The 25,165-nt window shown below is 67.6% G+C and carries 21 protein-coding genes and 1 pseudogene; 13 read left to right on the top strand and 9 right to left on the bottom strand.

Annotated features, from left to right (window positions below; translation table 11 throughout):
• The first annotated feature begins 29 nt into the window (after positions 1-29).
• The 4 genes from nirB to ACSYG9_RS00185 all read left to right on the top strand — a co-directional run bounded on the left by nirB (position 30) and on the right by ACSYG9_RS00185 (position 4,936).
• Entirely contained in the window at positions 30-2,564 is a 2,535-nt protein-coding gene (gene nirB, locus ACSYG9_RS00200) for a nitrite reductase large subunit NirB (protein ID WP_454840675.1), read from the top strand.
• Between the two features lie 88 nt (positions 2,565-2,652).
• Entirely contained in the window at positions 2,653-3,090 is a 438-nt protein-coding gene (gene nirD / locus ACSYG9_RS00195) for a nitrite reductase small subunit NirD (RefSeq protein WP_440125308.1), read from the top strand.
• Positions 3,087-4,220 (top strand): uroporphyrinogen-III synthase, encoded by a 1,134-nt coding sequence (locus ACSYG9_RS00190; protein ID WP_440125307.1) that lies wholly within the window; start codon positions 3,087-3,089, stop codon positions 4,218-4,220. The genes nirD and ACSYG9_RS00190 overlap by 4 nt, the downstream gene beginning before the upstream one ends.
• Entirely contained in the window at positions 4,217-4,936 is a 720-nt protein-coding gene (locus tag ACSYG9_RS00185) for a CbiX/SirB N-terminal domain-containing protein (RefSeq protein ID WP_440125306.1), read from the top strand. The genes ACSYG9_RS00190 and ACSYG9_RS00185 overlap by 4 nt, the downstream gene beginning before the upstream one ends.
• A 5-nt stretch (positions 4,937-4,941) precedes the next feature.
• Here ACSYG9_RS00185 and ACSYG9_RS00180 read toward each other — a convergent pair whose 3' ends face one another.
• Genes ACSYG9_RS00180 through ACSYG9_RS00170 form a run of 3 tightly spaced genes read right to left on the bottom strand, consistent with a single transcriptional unit; the run spans position 4,942 to position 7,752 of the window.
• The gene (locus ACSYG9_RS00180; RefSeq protein ID WP_440125305.1) at positions 4,942-6,684 is read right to left on the bottom strand and encodes an NTP transferase domain-containing protein; all 1,743 of its coding nucleotides are present in this window, start codon (positions 6,682-6,684) and stop codon (positions 4,942-4,944) included.
• A 43-nt stretch (positions 6,685-6,727) separates the two neighbouring features.
• Positions 6,728-7,021, bottom strand: a complete 294-nt coding sequence (locus tag ACSYG9_RS00175) for an MGMT family protein (RefSeq protein ID WP_440125304.1) — start codon at positions 7,019-7,021, stop codon at positions 6,728-6,730.
• Between the two features lie 2 nt (positions 7,022-7,023).
• Positions 7,024-7,752 carry an alpha/beta fold hydrolase gene (locus ACSYG9_RS00170; protein ID WP_440127482.1) on the bottom strand — a complete coding sequence of 243 codons (729 nt, stop codon included), beginning with the start codon at positions 7,750-7,752 and terminating at the stop codon, positions 7,024-7,026.
• 145 nt (positions 7,753-7,897) lie between these two features.
• On the opposite strand from ACSYG9_RS00170, the gene ACSYG9_RS00165 reads away from it, so the two are divergent.
• Genes ACSYG9_RS00165 through ACSYG9_RS00155 form a run of 3 tightly spaced genes read left to right on the top strand, consistent with a single transcriptional unit; the run spans position 7,898 to position 15,287 of the window.
• Positions 7,898-11,251: a PD-(D/E)XK nuclease family protein gene (locus ACSYG9_RS00165; protein ID WP_440125303.1), complete on the top strand. Its 3,354-nt coding sequence runs from the start codon at positions 7,898-7,900 to the stop codon at positions 11,249-11,251.
• Positions 11,248-14,598 (top strand): ATP-dependent helicase, encoded by a 3,351-nt coding sequence (locus ACSYG9_RS00160; protein WP_454840673.1) that lies wholly within the window; start codon positions 11,248-11,250, stop codon positions 14,596-14,598. Before ACSYG9_RS00165 ends, ACSYG9_RS00160 begins: the two co-directional genes overlap by 4 nt.
• 5 nt (positions 14,599-14,603) lie before the next feature.
• Positions 14,604-15,287, top strand: coding sequence for an alpha/beta fold hydrolase (locus ACSYG9_RS00155; protein ID WP_440125301.1), 684 nt, complete (start codon positions 14,604-14,606; stop codon positions 15,285-15,287).
• Between the two features lie 7 nt (positions 15,288-15,294).
• On the opposite strand, the gene ACSYG9_RS00150 is transcribed toward ACSYG9_RS00155, so the two are convergent.
• Positions 15,295-15,684, bottom strand: a complete 390-nt coding sequence (locus ACSYG9_RS00150) for a DoxX family protein (protein ID WP_440125300.1) — start codon at positions 15,682-15,684, stop codon at positions 15,295-15,297.
• A 34-nt stretch (positions 15,685-15,718) separates the two neighbouring features.
• Here ACSYG9_RS00150 and ACSYG9_RS00145 point away from each other — a divergent pair.
• Together ACSYG9_RS00145 and nudC are read left to right on the top strand one after the other, a co-directional pair.
• A pseudogene (locus ACSYG9_RS00145) lies at positions 15,719-16,454 on the top strand (potassium channel family protein); the annotation flags it as partial.
• 10 nt (positions 16,455-16,464) lie between these two features.
• Positions 16,465-17,364 carry an NAD(+) diphosphatase gene (gene nudC / locus ACSYG9_RS00140; RefSeq protein ID WP_440125299.1) on the top strand — a complete coding sequence of 300 codons (900 nt, stop codon included), beginning with the start codon at positions 16,465-16,467 and terminating at the stop codon, positions 17,362-17,364.
• Here the strand turns inward: nudC and ACSYG9_RS00135 are convergent.
• The gene (locus tag ACSYG9_RS00135; RefSeq protein ID WP_454840670.1) at positions 17,354-17,974 is read right to left on the bottom strand and encodes a TetR/AcrR family transcriptional regulator; all 621 of its coding nucleotides are present in this window, start codon (positions 17,972-17,974) and stop codon (positions 17,354-17,356) included. The two genes, nudC and ACSYG9_RS00135, sit on opposite strands and share 11 nt — an antisense overlap.
• A 114-nt stretch (positions 17,975-18,088) precedes the next feature.
• On the opposite strand from ACSYG9_RS00135, the gene ACSYG9_RS00130 reads away from it, so the two are divergent.
• Positions 18,089-18,949: an SDR family NAD(P)-dependent oxidoreductase gene (locus tag ACSYG9_RS00130; RefSeq protein WP_440125297.1), complete on the top strand. Its 861-nt coding sequence runs from the start codon at positions 18,089-18,091 to the stop codon at positions 18,947-18,949.
• A 51-nt stretch (positions 18,950-19,000) separates the two neighbouring features.
• Here the strand turns inward: ACSYG9_RS00130 and ACSYG9_RS00125 are convergent, their stop codons facing one another.
• Positions 19,001-19,270 (bottom strand): mycoredoxin, encoded by a 270-nt coding sequence (locus ACSYG9_RS00125; protein WP_440125296.1) that lies wholly within the window; start codon positions 19,268-19,270, stop codon positions 19,001-19,003.
• A gap of 130 nt (positions 19,271-19,400) precedes the next feature.
• Between ACSYG9_RS00125 and ACSYG9_RS00120 the strand changes: the two genes are divergently transcribed.
• The gene (locus tag ACSYG9_RS00120; RefSeq protein ID WP_454840668.1) at positions 19,401-21,536 is read left to right on the top strand and encodes an ATP-dependent DNA helicase UvrD2; all 2,136 of its coding nucleotides are present in this window, start codon (positions 19,401-19,403) and stop codon (positions 21,534-21,536) included.
• Positions 21,537-21,560: 24 nt separating this feature from the next.
• Here the strand turns inward: ACSYG9_RS00120 and ACSYG9_RS00115 are convergent, their stop codons facing one another.
• Together ACSYG9_RS00115 and ACSYG9_RS00110 are read right to left on the bottom strand one after the other, a co-directional pair.
• Entirely contained in the window at positions 21,561-22,451 is an 891-nt protein-coding gene (locus tag ACSYG9_RS00115; RefSeq protein ID WP_440125294.1) for an alpha/beta hydrolase-fold protein, read from the bottom strand.
• Positions 22,452-22,707: 256 nt separating this feature from the next.
• The gene (locus ACSYG9_RS00110; RefSeq protein WP_440125293.1) at positions 22,708-23,067 is read right to left on the bottom strand and encodes a VOC family protein; all 360 of its coding nucleotides are present in this window, start codon (positions 23,065-23,067) and stop codon (positions 22,708-22,710) included.
• Positions 23,068-23,172: 105 nt separating this feature from the next.
• Between ACSYG9_RS00110 and ACSYG9_RS00105 the strand changes: the two genes are divergently transcribed.
• Entirely contained in the window at positions 23,173-23,340 is a 168-nt protein-coding gene (locus ACSYG9_RS00105) for a hypothetical protein (RefSeq protein WP_440125292.1), read from the top strand.
• A 121-nt stretch (positions 23,341-23,461) separates the two neighbouring features.
• A complete protein-coding gene (locus ACSYG9_RS00100; RefSeq protein WP_440127481.1) occupies positions 23,462-23,773 on the top strand; it encodes a WhiB family transcriptional regulator in 312 nt (103 codons plus the stop codon).
• A 45-nt stretch (positions 23,774-23,818) separates the two neighbouring features.
• Here the strand turns inward: ACSYG9_RS00100 and ACSYG9_RS00095 are convergent, their stop codons facing one another.
• Positions 23,819-25,144, bottom strand: coding sequence for an AarF/UbiB family protein (locus ACSYG9_RS00095; protein WP_440127480.1), 1,326 nt, complete (start codon positions 25,142-25,144; stop codon positions 23,819-23,821).
• Between the last annotated feature and the right edge of the window lie 21 nt (positions 25,145-25,165).

Here is a 25,165-nt window from a genome sequence, read left to right as displayed (position 1 = left end):
CCACCTGCATGAAGAGAAAGTGAACAACCATGAGCCGCAAGAACGTACTCGTCGCCGGTCACGGTATGGTCGGCCACCGTTTCGTCGAAGCGTTGCGCGCCCGCGACGATCAGGATGCCTGGTCGATCACGGTTCTGTGCGAGGAAACAGAGCCTGCCTACGACCGCGTCGGTCTGTCGTCGTACGTCGGTTCGTGGGACCGCAAGGAACTTGCTCTTGCCGGCAACGACTACCGCGGTGACGATCTCGTCGATCTCCGGATCGGGACACGTGCCGCGTCGATCGACCGATCGGCGCGCACGGTCACCACCGGCGACGGAGAAATCCTGCCCTACGACGCGCTCGTCCTCGCTACCGGTTCCTACGCGTTCGTTCCGCCTGTCCCCGGCCACGACCTGCCCGGATGTTTCGTCTACCGGACCCTCGACGACCTCGACGGGATCCGCGACGCCGCAGCACGGACCGTCGCCGACGCCGAGACCACCGGGCGCAGTGCCGACGGGGTCGTGGTCGGAGGAGGCCTGCTCGGACTCGAAGCGGCGAACGCCCTGCGCGGTATGGGCCTGACCGCACACGTCGTCGAGTACAACGACCGGCTCATGCCCGCCCAGGTCGACGAAGGCGGCGGCAAGGTGCTCGACCGGCTCGTCACGGGCCTCGGTCTCGTCACACATACGGGAGTCGCCACCGAGAAGATCGAACCGACGAAAGCGGGACTGCGGGTGTCGCTGTCCGACGGCAGCACGATCGACGCAGGTCTGGTCGTGTTCTCGGCGGGAGTTCGGCCCCGTGACGATCTGGCGCGGGAGGCCGGACTCGACCTCGCAGGCCGAGGCGGTGTGCTCACCGATCTCGCGTGTCGCAGTACCAACGACGAGACCGTGTACGCGATCGGTGAGGTAGCCGCGGTCGACGGCGTCTGCTACGGACTCGTCGCGCCCGGGTACAGCACCGCCGAGGTCGTCGCCGATCGTTTGCTCGGCGGCGACGCCGAGTTTCCCGGCGCAGACATGTCGACCAAACTCAAGCTGCTCGGCGTCGACGTCGCGAGCTTCGGCGACGCGCACGCACGGACCCCCGGCGCGCTCGAGGTGGTGCTGTCGGACTCCGCAAAGGGCACTTATGCCAAGCTCGTCGTCTCGGACGATGCCAAGGTCCTTCTGGGTGGCATTCTGGTCGGTGACGCGTCGGCGTACGGATCGTTGCGACCCCTGGTGGGGCGTGAGCTGCCCGGTGACCCGGCGTCGCTGATCTCACCGGCCGGCGAGAAGCCGGGAGCGGGATCACTGCCCGATGATGCCGAAGTGTGCTCGTGCAACGGCGTCACCAAGGGTGCGATCTGCGGGGCGATCGCCGAGGGCGCATGCGATATCGCGCAGATCAAGGCGTGTACCAACGCAGGAACCACCTGCGGCGGGTGTCTTCCCACCGTCAAGCAGCTGCTCGCGTCGTCGGGTGTGGAGATGTCGAAGGCTTTGTGCGAGCACTTCGAGCAATCCCGCGCAGAGTTGTTCCAGATCGTGCAGGCCACGGGGATTCGCACGTTCTCGACGCTGATCGAGCGCCACGGCACCGGCCGTGGTTGCGACATCTGCAAGCCGGTTGTCGCCTCGATCCTCGCTTCGACGGACTCCGACCACATCCTGCATCGCAGCCAGGCGGGCCTGCAGGACACCAACGACCATTTCCTCGCGAACATCCAGAAGAACGGCACCTATTCGGTTGTGCCGCGGATGCCCGGCGGTGAATGCACGGCGGAGCAGCTCATCGTGATCGGCGAGGTGGCCCGCGACTTCGGGCTCTACGTGAAGATGACCGGTGGCCAGCGCGTCGATCTGTTCGGCGCCCGCGTCGAGCAATTGCCGCAGATCTGGAAGCGGCTGGTCGACGCGGGTATGGAGTCCGGTCAGGCGTACGGCAAGTCGTTGCGGACCGTCAAGAGCTGTGTCGGCTCGACCTGGTGTCGCTACGGTGTGCAGGACTCGGTGGGCATGGCCGTCGACCTCGAGAACCGTTACCGGGGATTGCGGTCTCCGCACAAGCTCAAGTTCGGTGTGTCCGGGTGCGCGCGCGAATGTGCCGAGGCCCGAGGAAAAGACGTGGGCATCATCGCCACGGAGGGCGGCTGGAACCTCTATGTCTGTGGCAACGGTGGCCAGTCGCCCAAGCACGCTCAGTTGCTCGCCGGTGGTCTCGATGACGAGACGCTCGTCAAGTACATCGACCGGTTCCTCATGTTCTACGTTCGGACCGCTGATCGGCTCCAGCGCACCGCGCCGTGGCTCGACGCACTCGACGGTGGGCTCGAACACCTCCAGGCCGTCGTCTGCGAGGACAGTCTCGGTATCAGTGAAGAACTCGAGGCGTCGATGGCCAAACACGTCGCCGGTTACAAGGACGAGTGGGCCGGCGTGCTCGACGATCCGGAGAAGCTGGCCCGATTCGTCTCGTTCGTCAATGCTCCCGACGAGGCCGATCCCACCGTGCAGTTCGACGAATCCGGTGCACGTAAGGTCCCTATTCTGATGGGAATGCCTGCAATAAGGCCCGCGGATGCGGGGTAAGACGTGATTACCCGGCGGGAACCGCCGGGTAACGCGGTCGAAACACCGCAGGATCAGAATTTCGGGTAACAAGTCTCGAGGAGGACCCATGACCGTCATCGCGATGCCGACCGCGGAGATCACGACACGCGACAGTGTGCTGAACGGCCGGCTGGAATGGACGTCGGCCTGCCCGCTGAGCCACCTCATTCCCGGGCGGGGCGTGGCGGTGTTGCTGCGAGGGGGAGAGCAGGTGGCGTTGTTCCTGCTCGACGACGGCACGTTGCGTGCGGTCGGCAACATCGACCCGATCGGTCACGCCGCTGTGATGTCGAGAGGAATCGTCGGTGACCGTGCCGGTGAACCGACCGTAGCGTCGCCGTTGCTCAAGCAGGTCTACTCGCTCGACGACGGTCGCTGCCTCGACGACCCCACCGTGGGCCTTCCGGTCTACGAGGTTCGCGTGTGGGCAGGTGTCGTGCAGGTTCACAGCCCACTCCGCGGGCGCAGGAGCGCCGAAGCCGTGGACACCGGCGTCGTTTCGTGAGCTCCGAGAACACGCCGCTACGCGGGTTCACCATCGGAGTCACGGCGTCGCGGCGCGCGGACGAGTTCGCGACGCTGCTCACCAGGCGGGGCGCCGACGTCGTCCGTGCTCCCGCGATCCGGATAATCCCACTGTCCGACGATGCCGAACTCGAGCACGCCACGCGTGCCATCGTCACCGATCCGCCGGACGTGACGATCGCGACCACGGCGATCGGCTTCCGCGGATGGATGGGTGCGGCGGACGGGTGGGGCCTCGCGGACGAGTTGTCGCGGGCACTGAGCGCGAGCCGCATCCTCGCGCGGGGGCCGAAGGTCACGGGTGCGATTCGGGCTGCGGAACTGCGGGAGGAGTGGTCGCCCGAGTCCGAGTCCTCCAGCGAGGTTCTCGAGCATCTCCTTGCCGAAGGCGTCACGGGAAAACGGATTGCCGTGCAACTCCACGGGGAGCGGACCGAGTGGGAACCCGGAGATGACCTGTGCGACGTGTTGCGATCCGCAGGGGCCGACGTGGTACCGGTTCCCGTGTACCGCTGGACTCCACCCGAGGATTCGACGTTGCTCGACCGGATGATCGAGCAGATATGCGACCGCGCACTCGATGCCGTCACCTACACCAGCGCTCCGGCGGTCGCGTCGATGCTGATGAGGGCCAAGGCGATCGGAATGCTCGAACCGATGCTGCAGGGGCTGCGCGCCGGAGTGACCGCAGTGTGCGTCGGTCCGGTGACCGCCGCGCCGCTGCTCGAACTCGAGGTTCCTGTGACGATGCCGACGCGGGCGAGACTCGGATCTCTCGCTCGCCACATCGCGGAGGATCTGCCTCGGCGAGCGGTTCGGATCAACATCGGCGCGCACGTTCTCGGGCTGCAGGGCCGATGCGTCCTCGTCGACGACGAGGTGCGCTGCCTTGCCCCCGCAGGCATGGCGCTGATCCGTGCGCTGGCGGCCAAGCCGGGAAACGTGGTCTCCCGTGAGGAACTGCTGACCGTCCTGCCCGGCGGTGGCGGCGACACCCACGCCGTCGAGACCGCGGTGGCACGGCTGCGTTCGGCGCTCGGAGCGCCTGCGCTCGTGCAGACCGTCGTCAAACGTGGGTACCGGCTCGCGGTGGAATTGGAGGAACCATGAATTCGGCCGCTCCGGCATTGCTCCTCGTCGCCCACGGCACCCGGAATCCTCGGGGGGTCGAGATGATCGCTCGGCTCGCGGGCGAGGTGTCGCGGACTGCTGGGCCGACGCGCGTGGCGTTCGTCGATGTACTCGGACCGTCGCCCGCCGAGATTCTGCGGGACAGCGACCGCCCGACCGTGCTCGTGCCTGCGTTTCTTGCGTCGGGCTATCACGTGCACACCGACGTTCCCCGCGAGGTCGCCGACAGCGGTCACCGCGATGTCGTCGTGACGGATGCTCTCGGCCCGGATCCGGTACTGGCGAGGGTGCTGGTGTCGCGCTTGCGGGATGCCGGATGGTGTCCCGGCGACACGGTGGTGCTCGCGGCGGCAGGGTCGTCCGACCAGCGCGCAGTGTGTGACGTCAGGGCGGCAGCGCGGATGCTGGAAGTGCTGACCCGAAGCGCGGTCGGGATCGGTTACGTCGCGACCGGAAGTCCTCGGGTGGCCGAGGTCGTGGATGATCTGCGGGCGCAGGGGGCCCGCAGGGTGTTCATCGCCTCGTACCTGCTCGCCGAGGGGTTGTTCCACAGCCGGTTGTTCGAGTGCGGCGCCGACGGAGTCGCCGCACCGCTGGGGGTGACCGACTCGATCGTCGAGCTGGTCGCGCGGCGGTACCGGACGGCGTTCACCGCGGTGCTCCCGCCGGAGGCGGCAGTCGCGCGTACCCGCTGACGGTGTCATCGGGGTAGGAGCACGAGTTCCACCGCATCGCCGTCGGCGGCATTCGGCGGTACCAAGGCGATCGCGGAGCGCCCGATGAGGCCTGCCAGATGTGAGGTTCGAATCATGTTGTCGCATATCCATTTGCCGTCTGCGAGCTGTCGCGCGGGGAGGTAGCGGGTGACGTCTCCCGCAACGTCCGCGGCGTTCGCCAGTGGCGCGGTCAGTGGTATCGCCGCAGTGCGGACCGTGCGCCCGTCGATGATCGCGGGCAGCATCACCAACAGAGTTGCCAGTGCCGCAACGGGGTTGCCGGGAAGGCCCAGCACTGCTCGGCCGTCCGGAAGTACCGCGGCAACCTGAGATCCCCCGGGTTTGCACCGAACTCGTTCGACCACCACCGAGGCCCGCGCGCGATCGAGAGCACCGCGCAGCTGATCCGCCGCCCCGCGACCGGTTGCGCCGACGATCACGATCGCGTCCACCTCGGTGCTTGTGCGCAGCAGGACGTCGAATGCGTCGGCCGTGTCGCGGAGATGGACCTCGCCTGCGACCTCTGCTCCGCACCACGACACGAACTGGGGAAGAACCGGCCCGAGTGAATCACGGGTCTGCCCCTCGCGCAGCGGGCCGCTGCGACGGATCTCGTCGCCGGTGAGTGCGAGATGGACCCGCAGTGGGCCGCGCACGTCGATGTGTGACACTTCGCCACTCGCGGCTGTCGAGACGACCGCGGGCGCCACGGCCGATCCCGCTTCGGCCAGTACGTATCCGGGTTCCCACTCCTCACCGATACGGCGGAAGTCGTCACGGATCGGAGCGTCCGGGAGTCGTGTGACGACCCCGCCGTCGACGGTGACGTACTCGTCGCGTACCACGGACGTCGCGCCGCACGGGAGGTGCGCGCCCGTGGCGATGCGGGCGGCCTCCCCGGGGCTGAGCGCGAATTCGTCTGCTGCCCCCGCGTATCGAACCTCTGTCCGCAGCGTCCACGGGCTGTCCCCGCACACGGCGTATCCGTCCATCGCGGACGTCGCGGCAGGCGGGAGCGACGCTGCGGCAACCAGCGGGGAAGCAAGCGTTGATCCGACGGCCTCGTCGCGCGCGACACTGCGAACAGGCAGCGGAAGCTGAGCCTCCCTGAGACGCCGTCGTGCTTCGTCCGGGTCGGCATGGCTGCTCGTGGCCACTCGGGCGCGATGCAGATCGTCGGGTGTGTCGCAGTCCTCGGTTCCTGGCACGACGGCCGTGACGTAACGCTCTGGAAGCAGTGCCTTCATCGGCTGATCGGAGGGGTCGGCTCCGAGTGCCGACAGACGCGCGGCGAGCGCGTGCCCACGCCACGCGGCGAGCAGGAACTGCAGATTTCCGCCGTTGTCGACTGCAAACGCCGCGTCCGCGTCGGGTGCGGCCTCGAGCGCACCGACCAGGGCAGCGATCGACTCGGCGCTGACGAACGGAAGATCGGCCGCGAGGGTCACGACGATCTCTGCGGTGGGGCGCGCGGACGCCAACGCGGCGACGGGCCCGCCACCGGGCGGAGACTCCTGAACCTGGACGACAGCGGGGTCGAGGCCGTGGCGGTGGGGGCCCACGACCGTGATGCGGGCGGCACCGGCCACCGCGGCGAGTGCCGTGTCGAGCATCGATCGGCCCGCGACCACGAGCGCGGGCTTGTCGACGCCACCCATCCGGGTCGCTCGCCCTCCCGCGACGATGACGGCCTCGGACCCGGACGCAGATTCGGACAGCGTGGACATGCCCTCATGCTGCCCGAGACCGCGCGACGATGCGCGTGCGCCGTCAGAAAGTGTGACGCGCTCGGTGCATATCGACCCGGTCACCGGTGACGGGCGTGCCCTCGGCCGCGAGTCGGGGCAACTGACGATGGGCGAGGTGGGCGACGGGTTTGCCGGACGCCGGGACCACCCGGTGCCAGGACAGGTCGGAACTGTCGGTCCGCATGATCCACCCGACGGTGCGGGGGCTGGACAGCCCCGCCGCGTCGGCGATGTCGCCGTAAGTTGCCACGAACCCGGGGGGAATCGACGCGACCAGCGTGCGTACGTGCTCGATCTGAGTGTCTGTCGTCACCATACCTACAACACTTTCCTGACCAATTCGGCCGTACTCGCGGGCATCGCCTGGTCGATCATATGGTCGCAGTCGAGTTCGAGCATCGTCAGATGCGGTCCGAGACGCTCGGCCAGCGCTGCTCGGAACTCGTCCGAGGTATATGCGGGAAGAACCCTGCCCGCACGTGCAAGGACCGTGGGGACGTGGCTGGGCGGCAGCACGAACTCACGTGCGAGTTCGCCCCACGACGCCACCAATGCAGGCACGCAGTAACGCCAATTCACCCGGCCGGAATCGAGTGCGACCAGGTGTTCCGAGATCTCGGCATCGAGAAGCTCCGGGGCCACCTGGCCCCAGTCGCCGTGTACCTTCTCCGAACGAGCCTCGGCCGCATCCGTGTAATCGGGAAAGCGCACGGTGAGATCTGCGATCTCGAGTAGTCGGTCGGGCGGCAGCGCGATCGCAGGATCGAGTAGAACGAGCGCTCGGACGCGGTCGGGTTCGGCGGCGGCGAGGTGGAGTGCCAGTGCGCCACCGAACGAATGTCCGACCACCGTGACGGGCTCGCCGGTGTGCGTGTCGAGAACACCCAGCAGATCGTGGACGTGGGATTCGAAATTCCACGGCGGCTCCCACGGCGACCGGCCGTGGCCCCGCAGATCCGGCGCGATCACGCGGAGATCCGGAAGATGCCGCTCGGCCAGGTTCTGCCAGCGTCTGCCGTGACCGGTCAGGCCGTGCAGGGCCAGCATCGGAGGGCCGTCGGAAGGGCCGAACAGATGTGTGTGGAGGGGCGATGCGGAGGCGCTCACCTCGTTCACTATGGCATCCCGGGTACGGCCACGGGCGACCGAGGCGGTGCGCCGCCCTGTCGGACCTGTCTGCTGGGATGTCGATATGACCGACGCCGATCTCCGTACCGGACTGCGGGGCGCACCCGAGCGCCCGCGCCGCCCGGCCGCGCGGCTCGTCCGGCGGCCGGAGGACACGTCCACGGCCCGGCAGTGGCCGCAGGATGTCCAACAGGTCTTCGCCGACGCTCCGCCGGCTTCGCAATGGCGGCCATGGCAGGTCCTCGGTGGTCCGGGCACGGGGAAGACGTCCCTGCTCGTGGATCTTGCGGTGCATCGCATCGCGTCGGGGGCCCAACCCGACTCGGTGCTCGTGCTCACCCACTCTCGGCGTGCCGCCACCGCGGTGCGAGAGGCGATCACCGCGGGACTGCTCAGTGCCGGTGCGGCGACCGACCCACGTGCCACTCGCGAGCCGCTCGTCCGCACGGTCCACTCCTATGCGTTCGCTGTGCTGCGCTTGCAGGCTTCCGCCCACGGGAATCCTCCCCCGCGGTTGATCACGGGTGCCGAGCAGGACGCCGTTCTGCGTGAGCTGTTGCGCGGCGACATCGACGACGGCGCGACGATGTGGCCGGAGCGTCTCCGGCCCGCACTCGGCATGACCGGTTTCGCCGTGGAACTGCGAGATCTGATGTTGCGGGCCAACGAGCGCGGTCTGGGCCCCGAAGACCTCGTCGAGCTCGGTGAACGCCGTGAACGCCCCGAATGGGTGGCGGCCGGGTTGTTCGCGCAGCGGTACGAGCAGGTGATGCTCTTGCGCGGAGCCGTAGGGCTCGAAGCTCCTGAAGCCACGGCTCCGGCACTCGACGCCGCAGAACTCGTTGGCGCGGCGCTGGCGGCGTTCGCGACCGATCCCGAGTTGCTTGCGGGGGAGCGCAGTCGCATCCGGCATCTCCTCGTCGACGACGCCCAGCACCTCGATCCACAGGCCGCGCACCTCGTGCGAGTCGTCGGCGCAGGTACACGTACGAGCACGATCGCCGGAGACCCGGATCAGAGCGTGTTCACCTTCCGCGGAGCCGACCCGGAGTTCCTCACCGGGCTTGCCGAGCACGATCCGCAGCGACGCATCATCCTGGACACCGATTTCCGTGAAGCAGCGGAAATCGCGTCCGTCACGGGCGCGATAGCCGGACGCCTTCCCGGCCTTCCGCCGCACCGCGGGGCCTCGGTACCCGGGGCTGCCGTCTCCGGCGAGAGTGTGCAGCTGCCCGATCCGACCGGCACATCGGGTCAGGTGCGCGTGGCGGTGATGTCGTCCCAGGCCAAGGAAGCTGCCGTCGTCGCCGATGCCCTGCGACGTGCCCATCTGATCGACGGGGTGCCGTGGTCGAAGATGGCCGTGATCGTCCGATCCGTTCCGCGCGTGCTCGCGCCACTTCGCCGCGCACTTCTCGCAGCCGGTGTGCCGATGACCACTGCTGCATCCGAACTGCCGCTTGCCAGGCAGCACAGCGTCGCGGGGATGCTGCTGGTGTTGCGGGCGGTCTCCGAGCGCCGCTTCGGTCCCGAGGAAGCGCTCGCGTTGCTGTCGGGCCCGGTCGGTGGCGCCGAGCCGGTCGCGCTGCGTCGGCTCCGGCGCGGATTGCGTCGGGCCGAACTCGCATCCGAGGGCGACCGGGACTCCGCCGAGCTCCTCCGGACCCTGCTCGTCGAAGATTCCGCCGAATCCGACCGTCTGATGCGGGGCCTGACCGACGTGGAGGCCGCTCCGCTGAAACGGGTGCTGTCGGTGGTGGCCGAGGCGCGATCGGCGTTGCTGCGCGGCGGTGGTCTGGAGGACGTGTTGTGGGCGGCGTGGCAGGCGACAGGCCTCGAACGGCGCTGGGTAGCGGCGTCCGCGCGCGGCGGTCCGGTGGGTGCGCAGGCCGACCGCGACCTCGACGCCGTGGTGGCGCTGTTCGACGCGGCGGCCGACTACGTAGACCGGCTCCCGCGCGCCCAGATCTCCGGATTCGTCGACTACCTCACCGAACAGGAGATCCCGGGCACGGTGCGCAGCCGTGCCGCAGCAGAATCCGAGGCCGTCACCATCTCGAGCGCGCACTCTGCGGCGGGACGGGAGTGGGACGTCGTCGTGGTCGCCGGCGTGCAGGAAGGGTTGTGGCCGAGCCTGCGCGCGCGTGGCACCTTGCTCGGTATCGAAGCGCTCATCGACGCGGTGTCCGGCGCCGACGGAGGCGACGGCAGCAGCACCCGGCTCTCGCGTACAGCGCCTCTCCTCGCCGACGAGCGGCGGTTGTTCCTCGTCGCCTGCAGTCGTGCCCGCACGCGCCTTGTCGTCACCGCGGTCGACTCGGTCGGCGGCGACACCGAACTCGTACGGTCGAGGTTCGTCGACGAACTCCTCGGGTCCGACGACCAGAGCGTCTCCGACGAGCCGCGCGTGCCCGACGAAGTGCGCACGCGAGTGCTCGCGTTGCCCACGCTCGTCGCGGAATTGCGTTCCGTCGTGTGCGATCCGGTGCTCGCCCAGCACGAACCCGACCGCGTGCATCGTGCCGCCGTTCAACTCGCCCGGCTCGCTCGCGCAGGCGTGCAAGGGGCTCACCCCGAAAAGTGGTATGGCACAGCAGATCCGAGTACCGCCTTGTCGCTGTGGGAACCGGATGATGCGGTACGCCTGTCGCCCTCCACCGTCGAACAGCTCGTCACGTGCCCGCTGCGCTGGATGTTCGAGCGACACGGCGGATCCGACGGCGAGAATTCGCACGCGGTCACGGGCACTCTCGTGCACACCCTCGTCCAGGCGCTCGCGGGACGAATCCCTCCGGAACGGATCGATCAGGCGCTCGAGAACGCCTGGAGTTCCGTCGACCTCGGTTCCGACTGGTATGCGCGTCGCGAACTCGAACGAACGCGCAGAATGCTCGACACCTTCTCGACCTGGCTGCAGGGAACCCGCAGCGAACTCGAGGAAGTAGGCGTCGAGGTCACCGTCGACGGCGTGATCGAACCTCGTGAGGCGGGCGCGCCTCGCGTCCGGCTTCGTGGGCGCATCGACCGGCTCGAACGCGACCCCGAGGGCCGCCCCGTGGTGGTCGACGTCAAGACTGCGAAGAATCCCGTGTCGAAGGACGCCGCGCGCGACCACGCGCAGTTGGCGACCTATCAGGTGGCAGTCGCCGAGGGTGCCGTCGAGGGCGAGCCGGCCGCGACGCCGGGCGGGGCGCGATTGGTCTTCGTGGCCAAGCCTCACAACAAGGAAGGGGCTACTCAGCGGGTTCAGCCACCCCTCGACGAGGAAGGACTCGAGCACTGGCGCGGCGTGATCCACGAAGCGGCGGCCGCGACCCGCGGGCCGCAATTCCTGGCGCAGGTCAACGACGGGTGCCGGCATTGTCCGGTCCAATCGAGTTGTCCCGCCCACGATGAAGGCAGGCAGGTGACCGGATGAGCCCGGCCCGGGTGAGCGCGGAGCAACTTGCCGAGGCACTCGGCCAACCACCGCCGACCATCGAACAGACCGCTGTCATCGAGGCGTCGATGGGCCCGGCCCTCGTCGTGGCCGGCGCGGGGGCAGGCAAGACGGAAACCATGGCGGCGCGTGTTGTATGGCTCGTCGCGAACGGCTTCGTGGAGCCCGAACAGGTCCTCGGTCTGACCTTCACACGCAAGGCCGCGCAACAGCTGACCACCAGGATCCGTCGGCGGCTCGCGAAACTGGCCGGGTCACCGCTGGTCCGCGACCTCGACCCCACGGGCGGTCTTCGCAATCGGATCCTGGGCAGCGAACCAGAGGTCGGGACGTACCACGCATACGCGGGGCGCCTGCTGGGAGAGCACGGTCTGTTGCTGCCGATCGAGCCGTCGGCGGCGTTGCTCTCGGAAACCGAGCTGTGGCAGATCGCGCACCGGGTGGTCAGCGCCTGGGACGGCGAGCTCGACACCGATCGGAACCCCGCGTCGGTCACCGAAACCGTCCTCGCGCTGTCCGGGCAGCTCGCCGAGCACCTCGTCGATCCCGAACAGCTGGCCGAAGCGCATACCGAACTCGGCAAGCTGATCCACACCTTGCCGGGCGGGCCGGGACAAAGAGGTGGGCCGTCGAAGACGCTCCTCGGTTACCTCGAGACACAGGACGCCCGCGTGCAACTGCTCCCGCTGGTGCAGCGGCTCGCCGAAACCCTGCGCCGTGAAGGTGCGCTCGACTTCGGTAGTCAGATGTCGCTCGCGGCACGTGTTGCCCGGGATCATCCGGAAGTCGGGACAGGCGAACGCGAGCGATTCCGCGTGGTCCTGCTCGACGAGTATCAGGACACCGGACACGCTCAGCGGATCCTGCTGTCGGCGCTCTTCGGTGGTGGCCAGGACGGTGGTCTCGCCGTCACCGCAGTGGGGGATCCGATGCAGTCGATCTACGGGTGGCGTGGGGCGTCTGCCGCGAATCTTCCGCGCTTCGCGACCGATTTCGCACTCCCCGACGGCGAACCCGCACCGAAGCTGGAACTCCTGACCAGCTGGCGCAATCCGCCGGAGGCGCTCGAACTCGCCAACGTGTCGTCCGAGCCGCTGCGCGACCGCGGTGTCGCCGTGAGCAGATTGAGGCCACGTCCCGATGCGGTGCCCGGCGACGTGCGGATCGCGATGCACCCCGACGTCGACGCCGAGCGCAGGTGGGTGGCCGACCGGATCGAAGCCGAGTACGCGGCCGCGCGCGCCGAGAATGTTCCGCCGCCCACGGCAGCCGTACTGGTGCGCCGCAACGCCGACGCAGCACCGATAGCCGAGACGCTCCGTGCTCGCGGTTTGCCCGTCGAGGTGGTCGGCCTCGGTGGTCTTCTGCACACACCCGAAGTCGCCGACGTGCTTGCGATGCTGCGTCTGGCCGCAGACCCGATGGCAGGCAGTGCCGCCGTGCGGGTCCTGACCGGCGCGCGATGGCAGCTGGGCGCCGCGGATCTACGTGCTCTGTGGCGCAGAGCGCAGGAACTGGCGATCACCGGCCGGTATGGCGTCACCGGTGCCGTCACCGATCCAGACGCCCTCGATGACGCTCTCGACTCGGCATTGCCCGGCGAGTACGCCGACCAGGCCGGGCTGGCGGATGCGATCTCCGACCCAGGGCGGCCGGAACAGTATTCGAAATTCGGATTCGCGCGGATCACGGCGCTTGCCCGCGAACTCGCCTCGCTGCGCGAACGACTGGGGCAACCGCTGACCGAGCTCGTGGCCGAGGTCGAACGCGTCCTCGGGATCGGTATCGAGGCGCAGGCCCGGGTCGGCAGCCGCAGTGGAGTGGCAGGTCGCGAACACCTGGACGCCTTCGCCGACGTCGTTGCGTCCTTTGCCGGTCGCGGCCATGCGACATTGCCCGGTCTGCTCGCCTACCTGTCGGCAGCCGAGGAGATCGAACAGGGACTCACCCCGGGGGAGGTCGAGGTCGATCCCGAGCGGGTGCAGATCCTCACAGTGCATTCGGCCAAGGGTCTCGAATGGCAGGTAGTGGCCGTTCCACACGTGAGTACCGGAATCTTCCCGTCGACTACCGGACTGTCGACGTGGCTCGGCGCGCTCGCCGAACTCCCGCCCGGGCTCCGCGGCGACCGTGCTCAACCGGGTGACGAACCGGGTGGGAGCACCGACGGTGTACCCGTGCTCGATCTCGACGACGTGTCCGACCGCAAGATGGTCGAGAATGCGATCGTTGCCCACAAGGACGCACTCAAACGGCGCAAGCATGATGAGGACAGGAGACTGTTCTATGTTGCGCTGACCCGGACGGAGCGGGCGCTGTACGTGTCCGGACACCACTGGGCCGATACCGGGTCGGAGCCCAAGGGCCCGTCGGAGTTCCTCACAGAGCTGCATGCGCTGCTGACCGAACGCCCGGAACTCGGCGTCATCGATCAGTGGGAACCCGCACCCGAGCCGGGCACCGTCAATCCGATGACCGAGACGCCGCGCAGCGCTGTGTGGCCACGCGACCCCCTCGGATCGAGGCGCGCCGACGTCGAACGCGGTGCCGCGCTGGTCCTCGACGCAGTCGCCGCCGGCGAACCCGAGTCGCTCGACCAGCCCGACGGCGACCCCGACGAGTGGGCGGCAGACGTCGATGCGCTGCTTGCGGAACGCGACCAGCGCGCTGAACGCGGCGCCGAAGTGGTGATGCCCGCGCAGCTGTCGGTCAGCCAGCTCGTGGATCTTGCCGCGGATCCGGACGCTCTCGCGGCACGCCTGCGCCGGCCCCTGCCGTTTCGGCCCAACCCGCTCGCGCGGCGGGGAACAGCGTTCCACGCTTGGCTCGAACGTCGCTTCGGTGCAACCCGGCTGCTCGACCTCGACGAACTGCCCGGCGCCGACGACGACGGCGGCGACGAATCCGACTTCGACAGGTTGCAGGAAGCGTTCCTGCGGTCGCCATGGGCCGCCCGGAATCCGATCGAGGTCGAGGTGCCTTTCGAAACCTCCTTGGCGGGCACTGTGATCCGCGGCCGGATCGATGCGGTCTTCGAGGATCCGGACGGCGGATGGACGGTCATCGACTGGAAGACCGGCGCCGAACCGGACGCCGACAAGCTCGCCTCGGTGGGGATGCAGCTTGCTGCCTATCGGCTGGCCTGGGCGAGATTGATGGCGGCGAGGACCGCGCGTATCACCGGGCGCCCCGCCGACCTCCCTCTCGACAAGGTCCGTGCGGCATTCCACTATGTGAGGACGGGCCGGACGGTGGCGCCCGGCGATCTGCCCGGCGCAGACTTCCTCGAACGGCTCGTGCGGTCTGCCGGCGCCGAGAACAGGTGAGGGTGATGTCGACGTTCGTATTGTTGCCGGGCGCGGGCTCCGACTCGTGGTACTGGCATCGGGTGGTGCCGTTGCTCGCGCAGCGCGGACACACGGCGATGCCGGTCGACCTTCCGTACGGCGACGATCAGGCCGATCAGCGCACCTATGCTGACATCGTGGTCGCCGCGATCAGAGATGCCGAGCGACCGCTGATCGTCGTGGGACAGTCGATGTCGGCGTTCACCGCAGTCCTCGTCGCCGAGCGTGTTCCCCTCGACGAACTGGTCCTGGTGGCGCCGATGATCCCGGCACCCGGCGAGTCGCCCGGACTGTGGTGGGGCAACGTCGGGCACGAGGAGGCCAAGCGCACCCAGGACGTCCTCGACGGACGCGATCCCGCCACGGCACCCGACCCTCTGGAATTGTTTTTCCATGATGTGCCCGTGGAGCTGCGCGACCAAGCGTTCGCGCGTGAGGAGAGTCGGTTGTCGGACAACGCTTTCGAACCGCAGTGGGAGGCGGAGGGTTGGCCCGACGTGCCGGTGAGAGTGATCGCCGGGCGCCACGACCGGCTCTTTCCGCTTCCGTTCCTCACAAGGTTGGCCAACGAGAGGCTCGGCGTCGAACCGGAGACTGTCGACAGCGGACATCTGCCTGCACTCGTGTGTCCGTCGGAGCTCACCGAACTCCTGCTGGCGCGCCGTTAGGAGGAGGTCACCACCGGGCGGTACGCCGGACCTTCAACGCTTCGGTGACAAGGGGGATCTGCAGGGGAAGACGGGCCACGGCCACGGCCTTCGCCGCGGGGGAGACGCGCTTGCTGCGAAGCCAGCTCATCGCCATCTGCACGTTCGCGGGAAACACTGCGACGAACAACGCCGCGGCGAGGGTGCCACCGAGCCGGCGGGTGCGGGGGACCGCCAGCGTCGTCGCGACGGCCAGCTCGGCGACACCCGATGCGTAGGTGTAGTGACGGGCCTCGCCCGGCAACTGTTTCGGCACGATGCCGTCGAACGGCGCGGGCAGGACGAAGTGCATGACACCGGCGCCGGTGAGGAGCGCGGCAAGCCGCAGCGCGGGGCCGCGGGAACGTTGCGTGGACATGCACGCCACACTAGTGCCCGGCGCGTAGGCTGCCGTTCTGGCCGGTACGACACACCGGGCCGGCCGATGCTCCCCGACAGGCATTCGAGATTCAGTGATGGAGGCTCCGCGTGCGTAATCACACCGTCGTGATCGGCTACGGCACCAAGGGGCATACTGCCGTCGACGCGATGCTCGGCGACGGGGTCCCCCCGTCCGAGATCGTGGTGGTGGACACCGACCCGCGCGTGCTCGAAGCCGCCGAGCGGCAGGGTCTCGTCACGGTGCAGGGCTCGGCAACCAAGTCCGACGTGCTGCGACTCGCGGGTGTCCAGCACGCCGCCGCGGTCATCGTCGCAGCGAACCGCGACGACACCGCGGTCCTGGTGACTCTCAGCGCGCGCGAGATCGCGCCGAAGGCGAAGATCGTCGCAGCGATCCGCGAATCGGAGAACACCCACCTGATGCGACAGTCGGGTGCTGATTCGGTGGTGATCTCGTCGGAGACCGCGGGCCGGCTTCTCGGGATCGCCACGACCACACCGAACGTCGTCGAGATGATCGAAGATCTGCTGACGCCCGAGGCGGGTTTCGCGATCGCCGAACGTGATGTGGACGAGAGTGAAGTAGGGGGTTCGCCCCGTCATCTCAAGGACATCGTTCTCGCGGTGGTGCGCGACGGCCGCATGTGGAGGATCGGTTCTCCGGAAGTCGATGCGATCGAGCCCGGCGACAAGCTTCTGTATATCCGGCTGGTATCCGGTTCGGCTTCCGGCGCTATGCGTGGTTAGTGTTCACGGTGTGAGGGCTTTCGCATTGGGTGAGACACCGCTGTTGTCGCGCACCGTGGTCGAGCGTGCCGAGGAACTGCGATCCGACGTCGACGCGCTTCGTGCCGGATGGGCGACAGCGAAGCTCTTGCGGATCGATCGCCGTGGACAGGCCCCTGTGGACGGATCGGTTCTCGTGCTCGCCGATGCGATCGAACTGGGACACGAACCGGTTGCGGGCGCGGTCTTCCTCGGGATTCGCGACGGTGCGCACGTGTGGGCGGTCCGGGTCCTCGCGCAGACCGGTACGGTCGCCGACCTTCGCCGGGTCGGCGAAGATCTCGGTGATTCCGATGCCGATCTGATGGTCAGCGCAGTGGCGCTGCTGAACTGGCACGACCAGGCCGCGTTCAGCGCTGTCGACGGTTCCCCCAGTGAGCCCACGGTCGCCGGCTGGTCCCGGATCAGCACGGTCACCGGGCACGAGGAATTCCCCCGGACCGATCCGGCCATCATCTGTCTCGTCCACGACGGCGATGGCCGGGTCCTGCTTGCCCGCCAGCCGTCGTGGCCTGAGCGTCGTTTCTCCGTGCTTGCGGGTTTCGTCGAGGCAGGGGAGTCACTCGAAGCCTGCGTCGTTCGTGAGATCCGCGAAGAGGTCGGCGTCGACGTTCGTGACGTGCAGTATCTCGGTAGTCAGCCGTGGCCGTTCCCGCGCTCGCTGATGCTCGGTTTCTCCGCCGTGGCGGATCCGGAGCAGCGGGTCGAGTTTCTGGACGGTGAAATTGCGGAGGCGCGGTGGTTCACGCGCGAGGAGGTGCGCGCTGCGCTCGCTGCAGGAGACTGGGCGTCTTCCGAAGAGGCTCCGTTGTTGCTGCCCGGCTCGATCTCGATCGCGCGCGGCCTGATCTCCGGATGGGTCAACGGCTGATCACCGAACCGGTTCGTCGCATTCCGTCCAGCGCGATCTCGACGGTCCGGTCGGCGTAGTCGGCGGTCAGCGGACCGGTCCGGAACAGCCATCGCTGGGTCAGCGGTGAGAAGATCGCGTCGAGCGCGGCGTCGAGGTCGAGGTCGTCCGGAAGCTGACCGGCTTCCTGCGCCGACCGGAGCCGCTGCTTCTTGAGTTCTCGCGTCGGTGCCTCGAATCGCTTCAGGTACTCCTTCGCGAGTGCGTCGTCGGTCAGGACTGCGACGGTCAGCGCGCGGAGGGGCTTTTCGAAGGTGGGGTCGTGTAGTTCCTCGATCGTCGCGCGCATCACCGTTCGCAGGTCCGCGGTGAGATCGCCGGTGTCGGGCAGACCCGGCGAATCCTCATGTCCCTCAACGGTGTGCTTGCGCAGGAATGCGTCGAGCAGCACCGACCCCTTGGATGACCACCACCGGTAGATCGTTTGCTTTCCGACTCCCGCGCGTGCGGCGATCGCTTCGATGGACAGGCGGGCGTAGCCGACTTCGGCGACGAGTTCGACGGCCGCATCGAGGATGGCGGTGTGTGAGGCGGCGTTGCGTCGTGAGCGGTTCGGTTCGAGGGAAGGCATAGCGTGATCATACGTTTGACGAGACGAGACGGACCGTCTTGACCCGAATGCGGGAGGGAGCTACGGTGTGAATCACAACGAGACGGACCGTCTCGTCTTGACTGGAGGGCGCAGATGACACGATTCGATTCAGGGGAGCGCGTGTGGTTCGTCACCGGAGCGAGCCGCGGGCTCGGCCGGGCATTCGTCGACGAAGCGCTCGCCGCAGGGGATCGTGTGGTCGCGGTTTCTCGCGGGATCGGGACCGTTGCCGATCTCGACGACGACAGGGTGCTCCGGCTTCCCACGGACGTCACAGACCGCGCCGCGGTCTTCGAGGCGGTCGATGCCGGGGTCGCACATTTCGGTCGCATCGACATCGCGATCAACAATGCCGGAACGATGTGGTCCGGATTCGTCGAGGAATTCGACGAAGCGCAGGTGCGCGCGCAGATGGAGACCAACTTCTTCGGAGCGCTGTGGGTCGGTCAGGCGGTCGCGGGTGTCATGAGGCGTCAGCGGGGCGGTCACCTCGTGCAGATCTCGAGCATCGGCGGCGTCGTGACCGGACCGACCTCGGGAATCTACAGCGCCAGCAAGTTCGCACTCGAAGGTGCGAGTGAGGCACTTGCGGCGGAACTCGCGGGCTTCGGCGTCGATGTCACCATCGTCGAACCCGGCGGATACTGGACCGATCTCTACACGGGTATGGGGTTCACCGAACCGTGCGCCGACTACGCGCAGCTCCGCGCCGACATCACCGAACAGTTCGCCGATACCGCCATCGACAGTGAACCGGCGCTCGCGGCAAAGGCGATCAGTGCACTCGTGGACAGTGATGAGCCGCCTTTGCGTCTCATTCTCGGTAGCGCGGTGCTCGACGCTGCCATCGATGCAGCGCAACGGCGCATCGATACCTGGTCGGCATGGGAGGCGGTGAGCCGGGCTGCGGAGTCGGCCGTTCCGGCTCCCGGTGAACGACTGCCGACCGAATGAGCCGGGCGGTGCAGGTCCTCGCTCGGCGCTGCCCGCTCGACTCTGCGGGCGTTACAGACCCAGTGCCCGCTTGACGGCGGACAGCGGCGGATTCGTCGCGGTGGTGCCGTCCGCGTACTTCACCGTCGGGACGACGTGATTGCCGTCGTTGACACTTCCGACGAACTCGGCGGCCGCGGGATCGGACTCGATATCGATCTCGGCGTAAGCGATACCGTTCTCGTCGAGTTGCTTCTTCAGTCGCTTGCAGTAGCCGCACCACGTGGTGGAGTAGATGGTCAGCGGAGGCGTGTCGGTCGATGTCCTATCGAGGGTCGTCATGACGGCGACAACGTCGTATGAGCACCGATCTGTTCCGGATTCTGCGAAATGTGTTCCCCGACACAGGCGGCGCTCACGGTGATGACGCCGGTGGGTCGCGTTGTCGGTCGGCACTGCCATGATGGGGGCCATGCGTGTGGAAGCGGCGGTGGACGGTCTCGACCCGGAACAGGCAGCAGCAGTCCTCGCACCCCGAGGTCCGGTGTGCGTTCTCGCAGGCGCGGGTACCGGCAAGACGCGCACCATCACACGCCGGATCGCCCACCTCGTCTCCGACGGCCATGTTTCGGCCGGGCAGGTCCTCGCTGTGACCTTCACGGCGCGCGCCGCGGGCGAGATGCGTTCGCGCCTCCGGGAGCTCGGTGTCGGCGGGGCGGGCCCTCAGGTACAGGCGCGCACCTTCCACGCCGCCGCCCTTCGGCAACTGCGTTACTTCTGGCCGCAGGTCGTCGGCGACATCCCATGGCACCTCCTCGACCGCAAGTTCGCGGTGGTGTCGCAGGCAGCGCACCGCGCTGGTTTTGCGACCGACACCGACACGGTCCGCGACCTCCTGTCCGAGATCGAATGGGCGAAAGGGTCACTCCACGCGCCTGAGGACTACCCCGCGGCCGCAGCCCGGGCACGCCGTGAGCCACCCGCCGACGCCGAGCGGGTCGCGAAGGTCTACGCAGGATACGAATCGCTCAAGAACCGGGGCGAAGACGGCATCTATCTCGACTTCGACGATCTGTTGCTACAGACTGCCGGCGCTCTCGAAGGAAACACGACGGTGGCGGAGGAGTTTCGCGACCGGTATCGCTGCTTCGTCGTCGACGAATACCAGGACGTCACTCCGTTGCAGCAGCGCGTGCTCGATGCATGGCTCGGCGACCGGGACGATCTGACGGTGGTCGGCGACGCCAACCAGACGATCTATTCGTTCACGGGAGCGTCGCCCAAGTATCTGCTCGACTTCTCCCGGCGCTTCCCCGAGGCCACCATGGTCCGGCTCGAGCGCGACTATCGATCCACTCCGCAAGTCGTGGACCTTGCGAATCGGGTGATCGGTCAAGCTCGGGGCCGGATCGCCGGGACCAGGCTCCAGCTGATCGGACAGCGTCCCGCGGGGCCCGAACCGGTCTTCGCCGAGTACGACGACGAGCCCGCCGAAGCGAAAGCTGTCGCGAAGGCCATCGCCAGGCTGCTGCGTGAGGGTGTGCCGGCATCCGAGATCGCCGTCCTGTATCGGATCAACGCTCAGTCCGAGGCCTACGAGCAGGCATTCACAGAGTCCGGCATTCCCTATCAGGTTCGCGGAGGCGAAGGGTTCTTCCAGCGTGCCGAGGTGCGCCAGGCCGTGAACGCCCTGCGCCAGACCGCGGCTCGCGACGATCTGCCCGAGGACGCGGATCGCGGAACCAACCTTGTGAATCTGGTCCGGGCTACCCTCGTTCCGCTCGGGCTGACAGACTCCGAACCCTCCGGTACCCAGGCGCGCGAGAGGTGGGCCTCGCTCACCGCTCTCGCCCAGCTCACCGAGGAACTCCTCGAACACGAGCCGGACCTCACTCTCGCGAGCCTGCTGCGCGATCTTGCGGCACGGGCCGAAGCAAGGCAGCCACCGACCGTACAGGGCGTGACCCTCGCGTCGTTGCATGCGGCGAAGGGGCTCGAGTGGGATGCCGTGTTCCTCGTCGGGCTCACCGACGGCATGTTGCCGATCACGCACGTCACCGGCGACAAGGACACCGCACCCGACGACGCCGGACTCGAGGAGGAACGTCGGCTGCTGTATGTGGGTGTGACGCGCGCGCGTGTGCATCTGCAGCTCTCGTGGGCGTTGTCGCGTACCGAGGGTGGGCGGAAGACCCGGCGCCGATCACGATTCCTGCTGGGGTTGATCCCCGACAGTTCGCCGGCATCGAAGATCATCGAACCGGCACCGTCGAAAAGGAAGCGGCCGCAATGCCGGGTCTGTGGCAAGCCGTTGATGACGTCGACGTCCACGAAACTCGGCCGGTGCGAAGGGTGCCCATCGAACCTCGACGAGGACTTGCTGGTGGCATTGAAGGACTGGCGACGCGACCGGTCCAAGGAACTCTCGGTTCCTGCTTATGTGGTGTTCACCGACAACACGTTGGTCGCGATCGCAGAACAACAACCCGCCGACAATCGGGCGCTCGTCGCCATCCCGGGGATCGGCGCGAGAAAACTCGAACAGTTCGGGGCCGACGTACTCGCACTCGTGCGCGGTGAGCGGGCAGGCGACACCCTCGATCTGTAGGACTCGAGTCGGGACCCGGCCGGCTCATCCTGTCTGCAGCGCAGGGGCGATCGTGGTGCTCCACGCTTCGCGGAGCTGATCTTCGAACAGCGCCCACGTGTGCGCGCCGGTGTCGCGCAACGACACCGTCGCGGGGACACCCGCTGCTTCGAGCGCATCGACGAACATGGTGGTGCACCGGTGGACGAGTGCTTCGACGACCATCCCGCCGATCGGCGGTATCGCGCCTTCCGGGATCCGGTCCACGACACCGACGGCACCGCGTGATGCGCTGACATACACGGCGGTGCCTGCCAGTTTCGCGGCGTTGGACGCGGGGTCGTGTGCGCGCCACTCGCGGCTGCCGGGAGGGCCCCACATGTTGAGCGGATTGTTCAGTCCGCTGGCGATCATGGTCGAGATACCCACGCTGGCAAGGAGGTTGCTCGGTGCAGGGCATCCGCTGAACGATGCCGCAGCCTGGTACAGATCGGGCGCCTGGATCGCCAGATCGAGAGCGGGCCCACCGCTCATCGACAACCCCGCGACTGCGTTCAGTCCGGTCCCGCCGAACTCGCGGTCGATCACGCCGGGCAGTTCCCGAGTCAGATACGTCTCCCACATATTGATGCCGAGGATCGGATCGGAGCTTCCCCAATCGGTGTAGAAGCTGAAACGTCCGCCGATCGGCAGCACGACGGTCACGTTCTTGTCAGCGAAGAACGCGGGCACCTGTGAGTTGTTCATCCAGCCGACTCCGTCCTCACCGCCGAGAGCACCGTTGAGCAGGTACAACGTAGGTAGCGAGCCGCCGTGTGCGGGCCGGAGAACGTCGTTGGAGATCACCCGATTCATTGCGGGCGAGTAGACGTCGACGACGGTGTGGGTGGGGGAGATCTCCCGGGTCTCCACCACGTGTGGAGCGATATCCGACACCGCGCTGGCTCCAGGCGGCTGTGGTTCCGCGGTTGGCTGAGCCGCGGCGAGCCCGCCGAACCCGATGCTCGAGGCCAGTACTGTAACCGACGACGCAGACAACACACGTAACATTGACCTCACGCACAACTTCCGCATCAACCGATCGTCGCATTCGACAGGAGCGCGGGGGTTGCGTGACGGTGTTCGGTCGGTTGCAATACGGTCTCGGCCGGCTCTCGGTCATCGATCTGCAGTTCGGCGACCCGAAGTCCTGTCAGCAGGCACAGAGGCAGAAGTAGTGGCCCGCCGGGTCACGGAATACGCGAAACGTCGGGGCTGTCGATGGGCCGAGAACACGGGTGGCGCCGAGGCCGAGTGCAACTCCCTCGGCCTCGTCGAGATTCGGAACGCTGAAGTCGAGGTGGGCGCGAACACCTTCCTCCGGCCATCGTCGTGGAACGAAGTCGGGGGCGAGTTGGAATGCGATCGCGGTGCTGTCGTCACGGGCAAGCTCGAACCAGTCGTCGCGGTCTTTCACGAGCCGCCAGCCGAGCAGGTCGCGATAGAAATCGGCGAGGGCGCGCGGGTCGGGGCAATCGAGCACTGGGATGAATCTCGTCGTCGCGAGTGTCATGCGTCCACCGTAACCGCCGCGGAGGTGTGAAACCGCAGGTAGAAAATAACTTGTGTCATCCATGGGGACGTCACTACTGTGGATGACGATGTCACGGGAGAGCCCGTGCACGAACCATGGCAGGAGGTAGCACCGATGCTCGGCTTCACAGCGCTCGCACTCATCGCTGCCGCCGCCGGCGCAGCCGACGTGGCTGCTCCGCGCGCCCGTCGTGTGCGTGCCGCAGCTGTTTCGTCCGTGGTCAGGGGTCTGCCCGAGGTTCGCCTCCGGTAGACGATTCCGATTCCAGGCCACGGACCCCGCCCAGCGGACCGTGGCCACACTGCTTTTCGGCCGGGTTCGCACCGCATTCAATCCGAACCATCGAAAAGGAGCTCTCGTGCCGAGCGACACCCTGTCGACCGCCCCGCACGATTCCGACCAAGAGACCGGTGCACGTGCCGGGATCCTGCCGTGCCACAACTACGACCCGGACCTGTGGTTCGCGGACACACCCGCTGACCTCGAACGCGCCAAGGCACTGTGTTCCGCATGTCCCGTGCGTTCGCGGTGTCTCGCAGCCGCTCTCGACCGCGAGGAACCCTGGGGAGTATGGGGCGGCGAGATCCTCGACCGCGGCGCGATCGTCGCACGTAAGCGTCCTCGCGGGCGTCCCCGCAAGCATCCCGTCGTCACCGATCCGGAGAAGGAATTGGTGTGTGCATGACCGCCCTGGGCGGGCGAGGCGTCCGGCCTCGCCCGCCCAGGCCGGTCACTCGTCGACGAACCCCGGCAGCCACTCGGTGAGTATTCGCATGTAGGGCGCGTACGCGTCGAGTTGAGCGCAGATCCCCACCGAGCCCAACAGGACCCGGAAGACACTGAGATACTCCGGCGGAAGATTCAACGTGCGGGCGGTCCGGAACTGAGGACCGGAGAAGTCGGTGGCCACACCCGCGACCTGCTGCAACCACGATCGGGTGAAGTGGAACGACTCTGTCCGGATGGGGTCGGTGAACGGGCGGAGATAGTCCGCGATCTCCCGGTCCGTCACGGTCCGGCCGGGCAACACGAACTTGTTGTCGTACAGCAGTTGCGTCAGCTCGTCGAACCGCTCGTCGAGGGCGAGCCGGACCATCCGGCCCAATACCGGCGGGAAACCATCCGGCATCGCGGCGGTGGCGCCGAAATCGATGACGCCGAGCCGTCCGTCGTCGAGCAACATGAAGTTGCCCGGGTGCGGATCGCTGTGCAGCATCCCCACTCGCGACGGGGAGGAGAAGTGGAACTCGGCGAGCAGAGCGCCCGCGCGATTGCGTTGCTCCTGTGTCCCGCCGGTGATGATCGAGGACAAGGGGGTAGCGGAAAGCCATTCGGTGACAGTGACTTTGGGTGCGCTTGCGACCACGCGAGGTACGAAGAACTGGGGGTCGTCGTCGAAGGCCTTCGAGAACGCACGCTGATTGTCGGCCTCGATGCGGTAGTCGAGCTCCTCCTCGGTGCGCGCCGAGAGTTCGTCGAGGATCGCGCGGACGTCGGTGCCCGGCATCACGGTCGAGAACAGGCTCGCGAACCGCGACAGGGTCTTGAGGTCTGCGCGCAGCGCCTCGTCGGCGCCCGGGTACTGCACCTTCACCGCAACCTTCCGCCCGTCGGACCACACCGCCCGATGCACCTGACCGATGCTGGCCGACGCGGTCGGCACATCGTCGAACGAGGTGAAGCGTTCGCGCCACTTGGTGCCGAGCTGCTGGTCGAGTACGTGGTGCACGGCCTTTGCGGGCAGCGGTGGCGCCTCCGCCTGGAGTTTGGTGAGGGCCTCTCGATACGGTTCGGCGAGTTCCTCGGGGACCGCAGCCTCCATCACGCTGAGCGCTTGCCCGAGCTTCATGGCGCCACCCTTGAGCTCGCCGAGCACGGTGAACAGCTGCTCCGCGGCCTTCGCCGCCATCTCGGCGTCGATCTCGTCGCGATCGCCCCCTGCCAGACGCCTACCGAAGCCCATCGCGGCGCGTCCCGCGATCCCCAACGGAATGCTCGCGAGTTTGGCGGTGCGGGAAGAGCTTTTGCGAGGGATGTCGGCCACGCACACCATCATGCCTGACCGGCCCCACATCAT

The organism is Rhodococcus sp. SJ-2, from assembly GCF_053750035.1.
Note: the sequence above shows the minus strand (reverse complement) of the source record. Positions and strands in the feature narration are given on the sequence as shown.

Coding starts and splice junctions, on each gene's coding strand:
- ACSYG9_RS00175 (WP_440125304.1), bottom strand. CDS start 7,021: ATGGTGACGACAGACACTCAGATCGAGCACGTACGCACGCTGGTCGCG.
- ACSYG9_RS00110 (WP_440125293.1), bottom strand. CDS start 23,067: ATGACACTCGCGACGACGAGATTCATCCCAGTGCTCGATTGCCCCGAC.
- ACSYG9_RS00185 (WP_440125306.1), top strand. CDS start 4,217: ATGAATTCGGCCGCTCCGGCATTGCTCCTCGTCGCCCACGGCACCCGG.
- ACSYG9_RS00130 (WP_440125297.1), top strand. CDS start 18,089: ATGACACGATTCGATTCAGGGGAGCGCGTGTGGTTCGTCACCGGAGCG.
- ACSYG9_RS00165 (WP_440125303.1), top strand. CDS start 7,898: ATGACCGACGCCGATCTCCGTACCGGACTGCGGGGCGCACCCGAGCGC.
- ACSYG9_RS00135 (WP_454840670.1), bottom strand. CDS start 17,974: ATGCCTTCCCTCGAACCGAACCGCTCACGACGCAACGCCGCCTCACAC.
- nirB (WP_454840675.1), top strand. CDS start 30: ATGAGCCGCAAGAACGTACTCGTCGCCGGTCACGGTATGGTCGGCCAC.
- ACSYG9_RS00095 (WP_440127480.1), bottom strand. CDS start 25,144: ATGATGGTGTGCGTGGCCGACATCCCTCGCAAAAGCTCTTCCCGCACC.
- ACSYG9_RS00155 (WP_440125301.1), top strand. CDS start 14,604: ATGTCGACGTTCGTATTGTTGCCGGGCGCGGGCTCCGACTCGTGGTAC.
- ACSYG9_RS00120 (WP_454840668.1), top strand. CDS start 19,401: ATGCGTGTGGAAGCGGCGGTGGACGGTCTCGACCCGGAACAGGCAGCA.
- nirD (WP_440125308.1), top strand. CDS start 2,653: ATGACCGTCATCGCGATGCCGACCGCGGAGATCACGACACGCGACAGT.
- ACSYG9_RS00160 (WP_454840673.1), top strand. CDS start 11,248: ATGAGCCCGGCCCGGGTGAGCGCGGAGCAACTTGCCGAGGCACTCGGC.
- ACSYG9_RS00180 (WP_440125305.1), bottom strand. CDS start 6,684: ATGTCCACGCTGTCCGAATCTGCGTCCGGGTCCGAGGCCGTCATCGTC.
- ACSYG9_RS00170 (WP_440127482.1), bottom strand. CDS start 7,752: ATGCTGGCCCTGCACGGCCTGACCGGTCACGGCAGACGCTGGCAGAAC.
- ACSYG9_RS00125 (WP_440125296.1), bottom strand. CDS start 19,270: ATGACGACCCTCGATAGGACATCGACCGACACGCCTCCGCTGACCATC.
- ACSYG9_RS00150 (WP_440125300.1), bottom strand. CDS start 15,684: ATGTCCACGCAACGTTCCCGCGGCCCCGCGCTGCGGCTTGCCGCGCTC.